The organism is Sulfurospirillum sp. E15m (assembly GCF_059415145.1).
Window position 1 is genome coordinate 39463 of record NZ_JCAHZS010000007.1, and the last position, 13219, is coordinate 52681.

13 protein-coding genes and 1 tRNA gene are annotated in these 13219 nt (G+C 37.9%); 2 read left to right on the plus strand and 12 right to left on the minus strand.

Annotation, left to right across the window (positions count from 1 at the left end; all coding sequences use genetic code 11):
* Positions 1-13: 13 nt before the first annotated feature.
* The 11 genes from AC5SLP_RS10035 to AC5SLP_RS10085 all read right to left on the minus strand — a co-directional run bounded on the left by AC5SLP_RS10035 (position 14) and on the right by AC5SLP_RS10085 (position 11319).
* Entirely contained in the window at positions 14-1300 is a 1287-nt protein-coding gene (locus AC5SLP_RS10035; protein WP_495255009.1) for a response regulator, read from the minus strand.
* Positions 1293-2813: a PAS domain-containing sensor histidine kinase gene (locus AC5SLP_RS10040; protein ID WP_495255010.1), complete on the minus strand. Its 1521-nt coding sequence runs from the start codon at positions 2811-2813 to the stop codon at positions 1293-1295. Before AC5SLP_RS10040 ends, AC5SLP_RS10035 begins: the two co-directional genes overlap by 8 nt.
* A 9-nt stretch (positions 2814-2822) precedes the next feature.
* A complete protein-coding gene (locus AC5SLP_RS10045) occupies positions 2823-3845 on the minus strand; it encodes a protein-glutamate methylesterase/protein-glutamine glutaminase (RefSeq protein ID WP_495255011.1) in 1023 nt (340 codons plus the stop codon).
* Complete coding sequence (locus tag AC5SLP_RS10050; RefSeq protein WP_495255012.1) at positions 3838-4308, minus strand: chemotaxis protein CheD; 471 nt, start codon at positions 4306-4308, stop codon at positions 3838-3840. Before AC5SLP_RS10050 ends, AC5SLP_RS10045 begins: the two co-directional genes overlap by 8 nt.
* Positions 4308-5219, minus strand: coding sequence for a sensor histidine kinase (locus AC5SLP_RS10055; RefSeq protein WP_495255013.1), 912 nt, complete (start codon positions 5217-5219; stop codon positions 4308-4310). Before AC5SLP_RS10055 ends, AC5SLP_RS10050 begins: the two co-directional genes overlap by 1 nt.
* Before the next feature lies 1 nt (position 5220).
* Positions 5221-6048 (minus strand): CheR family methyltransferase, encoded by an 828-nt coding sequence (locus tag AC5SLP_RS10060; protein ID WP_495255014.1) that lies wholly within the window; start codon positions 6046-6048, stop codon positions 5221-5223.
* Positions 6048-8108 (minus strand): chemotaxis protein CheA, encoded by a 2061-nt coding sequence (locus AC5SLP_RS10065; RefSeq protein WP_495255015.1) that lies wholly within the window; start codon positions 8106-8108, stop codon positions 6048-6050. Before AC5SLP_RS10065 ends, AC5SLP_RS10060 begins: the two co-directional genes overlap by 1 nt.
* Entirely contained in the window at positions 8101-8370 is a 270-nt protein-coding gene (locus AC5SLP_RS10070; RefSeq protein WP_495255016.1) for a hypothetical protein, read from the minus strand. The genes AC5SLP_RS10065 and AC5SLP_RS10070 overlap by 8 nt, the downstream gene beginning before the upstream one ends.
* A gap of 67 nt (positions 8371-8437) precedes the next feature.
* Entirely contained in the window at positions 8438-10417 is a 1980-nt protein-coding gene (locus tag AC5SLP_RS10075) for a HAMP domain-containing methyl-accepting chemotaxis protein (RefSeq protein ID WP_495255017.1), read from the minus strand.
* Positions 10418-10930 (minus strand): chemotaxis protein CheW, encoded by a 513-nt coding sequence (locus tag AC5SLP_RS10080; RefSeq protein WP_495255018.1) that lies wholly within the window; start codon positions 10928-10930, stop codon positions 10418-10420.
* 2 nt (positions 10931-10932) lie between these two features.
* Positions 10933-11319 carry a response regulator gene (locus AC5SLP_RS10085; protein WP_495255019.1) on the minus strand — a complete coding sequence of 129 codons (387 nt, stop codon included), beginning with the start codon at positions 11317-11319 and terminating at the stop codon, positions 10933-10935.
* A gap of 159 nt (positions 11320-11478) precedes the next feature.
* Here AC5SLP_RS10085 and AC5SLP_RS10090 point away from each other — a divergent pair, with 159 nt between their 5' ends.
* Both AC5SLP_RS10090 and AC5SLP_RS10095 read left to right on the plus strand, forming a co-directional pair.
* Positions 11479-12009, plus strand: a complete 531-nt coding sequence (locus tag AC5SLP_RS10090) for a J domain-containing protein (RefSeq protein ID WP_495255020.1) — start codon at positions 11479-11481, stop codon at positions 12007-12009.
* A 51-nt stretch (positions 12010-12060) separates the two neighbouring features.
* A tRNA-Ala gene (locus AC5SLP_RS10095) sits at positions 12061-12136 on the plus strand.
* A 4-nt stretch (positions 12137-12140) separates the two neighbouring features.
* Here the strand turns inward: AC5SLP_RS10095 and AC5SLP_RS10100 are convergent.
* Positions 12141-13217 (minus strand): tyrosine-type recombinase/integrase, encoded by a 1077-nt coding sequence (locus tag AC5SLP_RS10100; RefSeq protein WP_495255021.1) that lies wholly within the window; start codon positions 13215-13217, stop codon positions 12141-12143.
* Between the last annotated feature and the right edge of the window lie 2 nt (positions 13218-13219).

Sequence of the window (13219 nt, forward strand, 5' to 3'; positions counted from 1 at the left end):
ACAGTTTTAAAGTTTAGAAAAATTCAATGTCATCGTCATGGTTAGCATCAATGCTCTTTTCTTCAAAAATGGCTTCGATTTGAATACAAGAACTCAAAAGCGATGAATCGAGATAGTGAATATCACGGGCCACTTGCGTAATAAAGACATTTTCGCGCCACGAACTTAAATCATGCAACAAATTCAGCAACATCGCCGACAATCGTTTGATTTTTTCAGCTTCGAATTGTTCTTCTGTTAATGTTCCTAAGAAATTAATCAATGTTTGAATAGCAAACCCTAAATGCTCGAAATCCATCAACTCTTCTAACAAGGTTGCATACTCTTGAAAATTATCATAAATAACCGCTAAATTATGTTTAGTAGGTTCTTTCTCAAAAATCAAAATCGCTTTATCGGTTTCATCATTGAGTAATTCTAGTCCATCAATTTTAGACATAAAGGATATCGCAGTTGAGTCAATGTATTCACTCGCACTTAAGACGGTATCATGCGTTTTAGAAAGAATTTTTTGCGCCTCTTCACTCACGGCTAAAACACCATTATCACGTTTTACCTCTTTATCTAACTGAAAAGAGAGCATCTCTTGACTCAAAATGTATTTTGCATTTGCAAAGTGTTTGAGCAGAATATTTTTAATCACATTGTTCTTGAGAGGTTTTACATGTAAAAGCATCATGTAAAGTTTTTCTTCATTCTCTTCAACAAGGACTTCGCATATAAAGTTGTGTTTGAGTAACCATAAACTAAACCCATAGGTAAGGCGCACACAATCACTTAAGTTAATCACATCTTTAGGACCATTTAACCAGTAATCCCAAAATTCTGCGAGTGCCTCTTCGGTATCAATTTTAAAAGTAATGAGACGATGAAATACATGTGAATTAAAAGGATTGAGTGCTTGAGTGTTTTTACTAATGTCTTGATTGCGTAACTCAAGAATACGAATATACTGTTTAATGCGCTGCAAAAAGTGCTCAGCATTCAATGGCTTTGTCAAGTAATCTTCTGCGCCCAAAGAGAGCATTTTATGCTTGGAAGCCTCATCATCCAACGCACTTAAAGCGATAATCATACATTTCTTATCCACTTGTTTAATATATTGCGTTGCCTCAAACCCATCTAAATTGGGCATCATGATGTCCATAAAAATAAGGTCAAAATGGTTTTTTACACACATCTCGACGGCAATTTGACCATCTTCGGCTTCAAAAACTTCAATATTTTCGACCTCTTCGAGCAATAAATTGAGTGTTAAACGGTTATTGTCATTATCATCTACAATGAGAACTTTACACATCTTTAGTATCCTTCAATCGTTTCGTTAAAATAAATTTTACACCACCTAAAGTGGTTGAATCTTCGACCTTATATTCAAGATTTAATCCTTCACATAACAGCTTTACAAAATGCAATCCAATTCCGGTTCCTTTTTTCTCCATGCTACTAAGCCCTGCTGAACTTTGCGTATAGAGTTCAAAGACCTCTTCTTTATCTTTGATGCCTTTGCCATCATCTTGAATGATAATGTCAATTTTTTCAGGGCTTGAAACCAGATACACCTCAACCATGGATGTGCCGTATTTAATGGCATTGGAGAGGATGTTGGAGAGAATTTGTTTAAAACGATACTCGTCGCTGGTAATAAAAGGATCACCTCCATCACTTTGGAAAAGCATGGTGCGCTTGTACTCTAACGCTAACGAACCGTGCTTTTCAATGACGTCTAAAATACTCTCTTTGAGATTGAAAAGCGTTAGATTATAGTACAGTTTTTGATGGCGCAGTTTGCCAAGGTCTAAGATATTGGTCACATTTTCAAGCATGGATGTCGCGCTTTTATAAATCTGCTCCAAAAGATACAAGCGCTTCTCTTTAGGAACTTCCTCAATATGAGGCATATGTTTATAAAGATACTGCGCAAAATTTAAAATTGCATTGAGCGGTGTTTTTAGTTCATGCGTAAACAACACTAAAAAAGCATCTTTGGCTTCAGAGAGTTGTTCTTGTTCATCCGCTTTTTGCTTCAATTCATTTGCAATTCTCTCTTTTTGTAAAAACTCTGTAATATCGTGACGAATCGCTAAATACTGCAAAATTTTACCCGTTTTACTCTCTTTAAAAGGAATAATAACCGTCTCCGCCCAAAAATCACTCCCATCTTTATTACGATTAAGGATATGAGCTCTCCATACTAATCCTTGTGTAATAGTTTGCCAAAGTTCCGTAAACAATTCTGGTGGTGTCAATGGGTGCTTAATCAAACGGTGGTTTTTACCAATAAGCTCTTCGTAACTAAAGCCCGTTGTCTTGATGAAATTTTCGTTCACATAGGTAATATTGCCATCCAAATCCGTTTGCGAGACAATCGCAAAATCAAGCAACTCTTCAAAATAGTGTCGCTCAGCAATGTATCTGTCATCGTGTAGTTGTTTTAAGCTCTTTTCAAGATGCTCCAAAGCAAGCAGTCGTTCATTGCGCATACTGAGATATCGTTCGCATTGCAGCGTTAATATCTCATCTAACAACGTCAGATGTTCTGCTTGTAAGAACAAAATAATCTTTATCAGAGGATAACTTTGCTTGATATGTCGCAGTAAAGGGACGTAAACCTGCTCGTTTGCATGAGAGAGCGAACCAAAAATAAGGTCGATTTTTTCCTCAGACATCACTTGATAGAGCGTGTCTGGAAGCACGTTTACATGTAAAGAAGTACAGAGTTTTTCAGCGGCTTTCACAAACGTCGCATCATAGGCCAATTCCCCAATCAATAAAACGGAAGTTGTATGTGCAGGACAAAGTGTTTTTTCCATCAGTAACTCCTAAGAGAGCATTTTCAAAATACCTGAAGCAATCTCTTCAAGACTCAGCGTTTGTGTCACTCCCCCTAATTTTATCGCCTCTTTAGGCATACCAAAAACAACACAACTCTCCTCGGATTGGGCAATGGTTTTTGCACCATTTTGATGCATATGCAACATCCCTTTCGCGCCATCACTCCCCATACCGGTTAAAATCGTTCCAATGGCATTTGCTCCGGCTACTTTAGCAACCGAATTAAACAAAACATCGACACTTGGACAATGCCCGCTGATTTTTTGCCCTAATCCAAGCTCAATAAAATAACGAGCACCGGATCTTCGCAAAACCATATGCTTACCGCCTTGTGCGATGTACGCGGTACCTGTTTGTAAGAATTCCCCATTTTGAGCCACTTTAACATCTATATCACACAATTGATTGAGTCGTGCCGCAAATGATTCAATAAAACTTTGAGGCATATGCTGCACGACAAGAACGGCAGGTGCATTTTTAGGCAATCCACGTAACACCACTTTGAGGGCCTCTGTTCCTCCCGTGCTAGAACCAATTGCAATGACTTTATGCGTGGTTTCGGCAAGACTTAACCGATTAGTTATGGTTTGCTTTAAAGGAATTTTCTTTTGAACTCTTGCTGAAGAAGCACTGATAACTTTTTGAATCAACTCATCTTTAATCAGCTCTTTTCCATCATAAATATGCGAATGAGGCTTTTCAACATAATCAATTGCCCCCGCTTCAAGTGCATCTAGCGTCACTTGAGCACTGCTTCGTGTCAAAGAAGAGACCATTACAACCGGTGTTGGAAAATGGACCATCAATTTCTGTAAAAATGTCACACCATCCATCCGCGGCATCTCCACGTCCAAACAAATGACATCGGGTTTCTTCTCAACAACCATATCACGCGCAATATATGCATCAGCCGCCAATCCCACTACCTCTATACGAGAATCGCTCTCAAGAATTTCTTGTAAAACATGGCGGGCTGTGGCACTATCGTCCACAATAAGGACTCTAATCATTCATCATCTCGTTTTGTACGTACTTCAAAATAATGCGGTTGGCATCACTAATCATCATAATACGTCTGCCATTATTGCCGCCCGTATCTTCCGCGCGAATAGGGATGCTATACTCTCTTAAAATCTCTTTTGCAATCAAAATATTCTTCTGACCAATCAACTGCCCTTCGCTGTTGCTCTTATGAATATTCGCACCTCCAAAGATTTTTGCTTCCAGATTACGCCTAAGACACCCTATGTTTTCCATATTTTCAATGAGTTTTGGAATAGCAACATTGCCATATTTTGGGCTTTCCAATCCATTTCCATTCCACAAAGGCAAGAGATAATGGTTCATTCCACCGATGAATTCAATTTTGTCGTAAAGACAAACCCCTACACACGAACCAAGCACCGTGACAATTTCAGTGGGTTTAATACCAACAAAAATTTCACCGACATGGATAAATTTACGGGGTAGCATCAAAATTCTTTCATATCGCTATTCGTATCATCAAACATAAATTCATTGGCACTCTCGCTCATGGATGCTTCGGCTATCGTTCTATCTTGCAGTGGTAAGATGAGCGTAAAAACTGTCGTAGCATCGGATGAAACATAAGAAATCGCGCCATCAAGTGACTCAAGCAGCGCATTGACGACACTTAAGCCTAAGCCCAAACCATCCACACTTTCACGTGCAAAACTGGGGGAAACCACTTTTTTAAACCGGCTAAATATCTCTTTTTTATACTCTTTTGCAATGGTGTCGCCAATATTTTTAACCGTTACATGTAAACTATTTTCCTCTATCCAAGCTTTGATTGTAACGCTCTTTTGGCGGAAAGAGTATTCACATGCATTGGAGATAAGATTCATAAAAATCGTATGCAGTTTTTTAGCATCACTAATGATTGGCTCATGAATATTCAACTCTAAATCCATGACGAGCGATTTGTCCTGAATAAGATACATAAACGACTCACAAACTTCATCAATAATTCTGCGTAAATCAACTTCGCACCAATAATTCGCTATTTCACCCGCTTCAATTTCTGCAGCTGTAAAGATGTTGTTAATTTGGAAATCAAGCTTACGAAGCTCCATATCTAAAAGCTGTTTCATGGCTTGCGTTTTAGGAGAGTCATCATTTTTACGCATCATAGAAGAGAGATTCAGTAATGAACTTAAGGGGTTATTGAACACGTTTTTAATTAACGATAAAAATTCACCTTTAATAGAGTCATGTTCTTTCAGCTTCTCATTTAAATCATAAAGCTTTTTCGTTAAGAATTTCATCTCCTCTAAGGTACTATTCTTTTGGTCAAAACGGCGCTTGACTTCCTCTAAAAGTCGTTCATCGCTAATAGCGTCAAAATTTTGTTTTTCAGTCATCCTATCCCTTTTGATAAATTGAAGCGCTTCTGGATTTAAAGTCCTTTTTCATATCGGTAAGAGCCTCCGAACTTCCTATAAATAAATATCCGCCATCGCTTAACATGCCATGAAACTTATCAACCAGTGCTGTTTGCGTTGGTTTATCAAAATAAATCATGACATTACGACAAAAAATAATGTCGAATTTTTTCTCTTTAAAAAGAGCATAATCTCCTGTGACAAGATTGAATTCTCGAAATAAAACATGTTGTTTCATTCGCTCAGTCATACGGTAATAAATTTCATCTTCCATCCGTAATGGTGTAAAATATTTTCGTAAATAAACTTCATTGAGGGAGTGACATGCTTTTTGCGCATATACCCCGTTCATAGCTTTTTTAAGCACCTTAGAAGAGACATCTGTTGCTAAAATCTTAATATCAAGTTGTTCGTAATTGGAGAGGTGCTCCGCACAAAACATGGCAATGCTGTACGGTTCTTCTCCCGAAGAACATGCAGCTGACCAAATGCGCAGTTTCCCACCATTTCGTTCACATAAAGGAAGAAGGCATGTTTTTAAAAAATCCCACTGTTTAGCTTCCCTAAAAAAAGAGGTCACATTGGTCGAAATTAAAGAAGAGAGATACTCCAGTTCATTCGCATTTTTATCATTCACTAAACGCTCATAATAGGCGCTAAAACTCTCCAACCCTAATTGTGCTACACGTTTTGCAAGTCTGGCCTGCACTAAATAAATCTTATGATCACCCAAAGAAATGCCGATGTTTTCATAAATAAATGCTTGTAAGAGTTGAAACTCTTTACGTTTTAAAACCAGTCTTTCCATTAAAAGAGCTCTTCAACATTCAAGATTAGGGCGATTTCTCCATTACCCATAACCGCTCCTCCACTGACTCCTTCCGTTTTAGATAAAAATTCTCCAAGCGTTTTAATCACCACTTGCTGACGCCCAACCAATTCATCGACCAATAGTGTAAATTTTCCGCGTGTATTTTCAATGCAAACCAATGTTGCTTCTGAAGGATTTGGCATGGTTTGATCGAGCTCGAGCGCCTTATTAAGCCGAATAATAGGCAATAATTCTGAGCGAAGCTGTACAAATTCACCTTTACCGCTGATGGAATGAACATTTTCTGGTTTTGGTCTAAAGGACTCGGTAATGCATAATGTCGGAATAATAAAAATCTTCTCGCTTGAACGCACCAACATACCATCAATAATCGCTAACGTTAAAGGCAATACAATCGAAAACGTGGTTCCTTTGCCCTCTTCGGAGCTAATATCAATCTTTCCTCGCACGGCTTCGATGGCAGTTTTCACGACATCCAAGCCAACGCCGCGTCCTGAAATATCGCTAATCACATCGGCTGTCGAAAATCCTGGTTGCATAATGAGACTGTAAATTTGTGAATCACTCAGCTCTTCATCCACACTTACAAGTCCTTTTGATAGCGCTTTTTGGAAAACTTTTGCTTTATTGATACCTCTACCGTCATCCTTCACTTCAATGATGATATTGCCACCTCTGTGATACGCTCTTAATAGAACATTTCCTTCAACACTTTTGCCATTTTTCAGTCGCTCTTCTTCAGAACTTTCTATTCCATGATCAATAGCATTTCGAATGATATGAACCAATGGGTCTGAAAGCGCTTCAACCATTGTCTTATCAATCTCCGTGTCTTCCCCTTCTAAATTAAGATGAATGACTTTATTCACTTTTTTAGACGAATCGCGTACAACACGTTTCATCTTTTCAAAAGTATCGCGAATAGGAATCATACGCAACGACATCACACGGTTTTGAATCAATCGTGTAATTTTTGAGAGGTTTTCAATCGTTTTAGCAACTTCAGCATCGTGCATTGCCTTAATTTTTTCATTTTCACCTAAGTAATTTTGAGCAATAACCAATTCACCAATCGAATCAAACAATTCATCCAATTTTTGTGCATCAATTTTTAGAAAATTTTTAGTGATGACAGTACTTTTGGGGGCAATTTGAGCCTCTTCTTTATGCTCTACTTTGATTTCTTGCTCATTGGCAGGAGCTTCATTTAAAATTTGCTCCACAAGGGGCACTGGCTCTTGGGCAGCAATAGGCGTTACTTCAAACTCTTCATCATCTAAAAAGGCAAACACATCCACAATGCTTTCATATGCTTTATTACTAGCAAAAAAGAGGGTTACGCGCTGAATAAGATTGCGTTCAACATTGAATTCTTCAGGGGGAACTTCTTTTGGAACCGTCCAATAGGATGCCAAAATCCGTCCTAGATGTCCTAGGTTTTTGAAAAACAAAAAGTGATCAAACCCTCTTAAATAAATATCTTCATCCAAGCGAAGTGTGATTTTAAACAGCATTTCACCGTCTTGTAATTCATTTAAAAATGCTTGGTCATCACAGAGGGTATGAGAAAGAGGAGCATTAAAAGTTTCATTGCCAAACTCCGCGGCAAGGTCTGCCATAGGAGTTTCCTCAAGAGGTACTTGCGTTGTATTTACATGTAAAAGAATATGACGAATACTTTCCAAACAAGAGGCATAACTACTTGGCAACCCCTCTTTTTCTTCAACCTCGCATAATAGCGTCTCTTTAATCACATTGACACTGTCTAAAAAGAGGTCCACGTCTTGCGAATTTGGCACAGCATCACTGGTACGAAAATAATCTAAGACATCTTCAAAATGGTGAACAAACTCACCAAGGCGTGAAAAATTAAACGCATTGGCACTGCCTTTCAGCGTATGCACACCTCTGAAAATCTCATTTAAAAGAGATTTATCGTAAGGTGATTCTTCATAGCTTAGGATATCAACATCCATCTTTTCAATAATTTCATTGGCCTCTTCGATGAAGATTTGTCGTAATTTTTCTTTACTCATTCGTTGTCCAATACATTGTGCCGTATGTTTCTAGATTAAGACTCATCGTCTCCATAAACTCTATCTTTATTGAAGGTTTTTGAGCTTTAATAAAAAAAAGTAATGAGAAGAGCGCTGATGTTGAAGGTATGCTATCGTTGGAACGTAACAAAACAATCTCTTCAACATAAGCAAGTCTATCTTTGATAAAAATCTCTAACGCTTTTACTTCTTCTAAGTCCATCTCAAGGTCAAGTTCAAGGACATCGCCATCTATATACATCATACACCTTCATTCAAAAGAAATTTTATACTCTACGCCTTACACAAACCTGTAAAAAGCAACCGAACTAAAACTCTTTTAAATCATCTTCATCAAGAGGAAAAACCTCTTCATTGTTTCTTTTTGACGTCGTATTCAATGTGCTTTTTGCTTTTTTAGGTGCAACGCTGAGGCGTTTTGGCGCCATGCTGAGCGATGCAACACGTTTATGTGCTGGCGTTGTTTTAAGGCTTTCTTTGCCCATATCATACCCTGCAAGGGCTGCCATTTCCGCGACACTTTCTAACATAGATAACGCTTGAGCATTTAACTCTTCTGCCGCGGCAGCGGTTTCTTCACTCGCAGATGCATTTTGCTGTGTGATTTGGTCTACTGACCCCATCGCTGTTGCGATTTGATTCATACCCTCTGCTTGTTCTTTTGCCGAAATGGCAATTTCACCGATAAGATCAGATGTTTTTTTAATACTCATTAAAATTTCACTGAAAGACTCTTTGGTACGATTGGCAACCTCTGTTCCCATTTTTACCTGATCAATGCTCGCCTCAATAATTCCTGTAATCTCTTTAGCCGCACCCGCACTGCGCTCAGCCAAGTTTTTCACCTCTTCTGCGACAACGGCAAAACCTAAACCGTGTTCACCTGCACGCGCGGCTTCAACAGCGGCATTGAGCGCTAACAGGTTCGTTTGAAACGCAATTTCATCAATCGTTTTAATAATTTTGGCAATTTTCTGTGAAGAATCCGTAATTTTTTCCATAGCAACCATTAAATCAGCCACTTGCTGATTGCCTTGGCGAGCCGCATCATTTGAGTGTTGCGCTAAAATATTAGCTTCACGGCTGTTATCAGCATTTTGATTATTGCTTGCGGTTGCTTGCTCAATGGTTGCACTCACCTCTTCCACACTGCTCGCTTGAGAACTTGCACCTTCCGCTAACGAAACGGAAGCGGAGCTGATTTGTTCACTCGCGCTGACCACTTGAGAGGTTCCTTCAGAGAGAGATTTTACAGAATCAACTACGACTTTCACAACACTTTTAATAATAATATAAGCACTTAATAAACTTAAGATAATTGCTATCACTAATCCAATAATCATAATAAGAGAAGCCGTACTTAGTGAATCAGATGTCTCTGTTGAGACGGTTTTAACATTTTCTAGACCATCATCGACAACAGCTTCTACGGCACTAAGCATTTCATTAGCAAGTGTTATCATGATTTTAGATTCAGTGCTACTTTCTTGCATGATACTGACAAAACCTCGCATAGACGCCTCATACGTTCGCATCGCTTGTTCAACGTTTTTAAGGTGTTCAAGGTTTGAAGTTTTCAATGTTGTTGCGCGCATATCAGCTAGTAGTTTATAACCTGTCTCAAACTTTGGAAGTACTCCTTCAATCAATGAAACATCATTTTTCAACTGTGCACGCTGTCCATAAACTCTAGCAGCTGCTGTGACACTGATAATAGTATGAAGATTGGCAAATTTTTCTCCTCGGTTAGCAAGTTTTGTTTTATCGAGTCTTTCACTTTTTAAGTCATCATCCAGTGAGCTTTTAAGTGACGCCATATACTCATCAACACTTTTGACAAATAATGCTGCATTATCAACCATTTGCGCATCTAAAACTTTTTTACGCGCCAAGATTTTTTCGCTCTTATCGGTTGCCTCGATATATCGTTCAAGCGCAGAAGCAGCAATTTTTTTATTGTCTTGAAGATTTTTTAGATTATATTTTTTGGCATGAGCATCAGCTTCATCCAAATACGTTTTTAACTCTGTAAAAGCTTTTTTGGCATTTGCCAGCGCTGCTTCATTGTCACTTAGCATAAACGCGCGCATTTCATAACGAATTTGATTCGATACTTTAAAAATATCTGTCGCCAACTGCACCTCAGGGACATATGTCACAGCAAGCTTTGTGGCTGCTGAAGAAGCATTACGCATATTTACTACACCAATTGTGCCTAAAACTACAATAATAAAGACTAGGATACCAAATCCTAATGAGATTCTAAATCCTAACGTTGCCTTTTTCATTTACTTCTCCTTTGCCATATCGCTGTTTGATTTACTAAGATTTTGTACGATGCTTAACTCTTCTTCACCAAAAAGAGCAATAAGGTCTAAAATCATGACGACTTTATTTTTATGTTGCGCCATGTTTTTAATAAAACGGGTATCTATCTGTGCTCCAAATTCCGGTGGCAAAGAGAGATGTTCTTCTTCCACATTAATGACTTCTTCAACTTTATCGACAATAAAACCAATCTGTTTTTCGCCCAATTTGATAATCACAATAGCGGTGTACATTTGTGCAGGGATAGAAGGCATCTCAAATTTAAGACGCATATCCACCACAGGAATGATATTACCCCTTAGATTCATAACCCCTTGTATAAACTTAGGTGTTTTGGGGACAGGAGTTGTTTTCATCATGGCGATAATCTCTTTTACATCAGAGATATGTACACCATACACTTCATCTTCCAAATAAAACGTCAAAAAGCGTTGCATGCTTTTCGAATCCGCATGTTTATTTGATTTTTCCATTTTTATAGCCCTAATACCATCGTAATAGCTTTCACAAGCTTGTCATCACTAAAAGGTTTTACCATCCAGCCTGTTACGCCAATGGCTTTGCCTCTCGCCTTCATTTCGGGTGAGCTCTCCGTAGTTAATATAAGAATAGGTCTATTTTTAAATTTTTCGTGAGATTTAAGTTGAGTCGCAAGATCAAGTCCACTCATTTGTGCCATGTTAATGTCACTAATTAAAAGATCATAATCTTCATTACCCATTAATAAAGCATCCAGTAATTCGACAGGATTGAGATACGTCGCAAATTGAATCACTCCTTGTTGCGTCATCTCTTCTAACGCCATTTGAGCTGTTGCAAGAATTGTTTTGGAGTCATCAACTAAAATAACACGTTTACTCATATAATCCCCTTTGTATCTAATAAGGCTATTGATAATTTTTCGTCATAGTGCTAAATCATAACTAAAAAATATTAAAAACCCGTTAATAAAAGCCCATTATTTCAGCATTTCTGTAAGGAGGAATCGATTTTGCTTCTATCTTTCAACTAAGGAGGCTTCATGCAACTACGTCTTACAGCTGATTGTATTTGTATCCATATCTCAGAGGCATCTTCACACTATTTACATGTAAAACACGTGCTTAATAGCACATTAGGTCGTTCCTATTGGGTAAACGAAACACTCATTAATTTTGCCATTCGTAACGAAAATCCCCACCAACGAAGATCATTTTTAGTGTCTCTGTATCAGTTGTGCACTATCGCTTCGAAAACCCACAACGCATCATTTCTTCAAAAACTTCTCTTAGCGTCAGAAAAACCTATCAAACTTGTCACAAAAAAAGTGCTATATCATTCTAAACAGACCTATCATAAACCATACAATCCTTATTATTTATTGAATGCCCATGAGCAGGAGAGTTTAGAAAGTATTCGTAGAAAATACCTTCGTTTAGCAAAAACGTATCACCCGGATACTATCGAATGCAAGAATGAAACAAAACTCAAAGATTTTACAGTAAAGTTTCAACAAATTCAAGAGGCATATGCCACAATAAAAGCAGAAAAATCAAAACAATTTGCAGCATAAAAGAAGAATTTTAAGTTTTGCTTGGTTAAAATACTTTTTTTCTTCTACTTCGGGGTGTTAGCTCAGCTGGGAGAGCGCAACGCTGGCAGCGTTGAGGTCAGGGGTTCGATCCCCCTACACTCCACCATTCCCTAAGCCATTTTCTCTACTGTTCCATGATTTGTTCCATAAAGTTTGATACTTCTATCAATCCTTAGTTCTTCAGATGCGATGAAACCACCATAGGTTGTTAAAACCATTTTAGAATTTGAATGTCCCAACATTTTAGCAACTGTTAAAACACTCACTTGCCCACTTCTTAACATTGCTGTTGCAAAAGTATGACGAGTGTTATACAACTTACGATAACGAACTTTGGAACGTGTGATGACTCTTTTCCACTTAGTCTTTAAAGCCGTTGCATCAGAATAATGTGTACCTGTTGTTTCACTTGAAAACAAATACAAACTCTTCTTTTGCATAGCTATTCTGATTTGATCTTGAAGATATGGCATACACGCTTCCAGTATAGGGATTTTCCTAATACTCTTTTGCGTTTTAGGGGTAGTTGGTTCTTTAGCATTTCTGCTAACTGCTCGTTTCACACTAATGGTTGTTCCATCAATGTCAGAAAGCATTAATCCCAAAATTTCACCCGTACGCATACCCGTATTCAAAGCGACACCGAGATAATTTTTAAATTCTCCCTCACTCGCATCTAAAATACGTTTGACTTCATCTTCACTAAATGGCTCTGCTTCTACAGACTCATACGCACCAATAGAAATATCATTAACGATATTTTTTGCCAGTGCTTCATCATCATACGCTACACCAAAGATACCTTTTAAAGCCACTAAATAGTTTTTTTTCGAGATATTTTTAATCTTGAAACTATTTAGCCACTCTTTAATGGATAACTTGGTAATAGTGTCAATTCGTTTATTACCGAAAGCCTCATTGATGGCTTCAACACGTCTCACTATTTCAGGATAACTTTTTGCATTTGCTTTTAGTGAAAGATACTTTTCACTGTAATATGCCAATGTTTTAGCTACCCTTTTATACTCTCCTGAATAAATTTTACGCTCTAATTCAGGGAAGATATGCTTTTTGGCAAATGTACGATTTGCCTTAGTATCTTCAAGTTTAAGCGATTTACTCACTTCTTTACCATCGATAAAAAAACGAACGTACAATTTGCCTTCTCTACTTCGTAGATAAATCATTT

What these genes read in the sequence shown, in the direction of transcription:
- AC5SLP_RS10035 (WP_495255009.1), bottom strand. Translation starts at nt 1,300, where the DNA reads ATGTGTAAAGTTCTCATTGTAGATGATAATGACAATAACCGTTTAACA.
- AC5SLP_RS10040 (WP_495255010.1), bottom strand. Translation starts at nt 2,813, where the DNA reads ATGGAAAAAACACTTTGTCCTGCACATACAACTTCCGTTTTATTGATT.
- AC5SLP_RS10045 (WP_495255011.1), bottom strand. Translation starts at nt 3,845, where the DNA reads ATGATTAGAGTCCTTATTGTGGACGATAGTGCCACAGCCCGCCATGTT.
- AC5SLP_RS10050 (WP_495255012.1), bottom strand. Translation starts at nt 4,308, where the DNA reads ATGCTACCCCGTAAATTTATCCATGTCGGTGAAATTTTTGTTGGTATT.
- AC5SLP_RS10055 (WP_495255013.1), bottom strand. Translation starts at nt 5,219, where the DNA reads ATGACTGAAAAACAAAATTTTGACGCTATTAGCGATGAACGACTTTTA.
- AC5SLP_RS10060 (WP_495255014.1), bottom strand. Translation starts at nt 6,048, where the DNA reads ATGGAAAGACTGGTTTTAAAACGTAAAGAGTTTCAACTCTTACAAGCA.
- AC5SLP_RS10065 (WP_495255015.1), bottom strand. Translation starts at nt 8,108, where the DNA reads ATGAGTAAAGAAAAATTACGACAAATCTTCATCGAAGAGGCCAATGAA.
- AC5SLP_RS10070 (WP_495255016.1), bottom strand. Translation starts at nt 8,370, where the DNA reads ATGTATATAGATGGCGATGTCCTTGAACTTGACCTTGAGATGGACTTA.
- AC5SLP_RS10075 (WP_495255017.1), bottom strand. Translation starts at nt 10,417, where the DNA reads ATGAAAAAGGCAACGTTAGGATTTAGAATCTCATTAGGATTTGGTATC.
- AC5SLP_RS10080 (WP_495255018.1), bottom strand. Translation starts at nt 10,930, where the DNA reads ATGGAAAAATCAAATAAACATGCGGATTCGAAAAGCATGCAACGCTTT.
- AC5SLP_RS10085 (WP_495255019.1), bottom strand. Translation starts at nt 11,319, where the DNA reads ATGAGTAAACGTGTTATTTTAGTTGATGACTCCAAAACAATTCTTGCA.
- AC5SLP_RS10090 (WP_495255020.1), top strand. Translation starts at nt 11,479, where the DNA reads ATGCAACTACGTCTTACAGCTGATTGTATTTGTATCCATATCTCAGAG.
- AC5SLP_RS10100 (WP_495255021.1), bottom strand. Translation starts at nt 13,217, where the DNA reads ATGATTTATCTACGAAGTAGAGAAGGCAAATTGTACGTTCGTTTTTTT.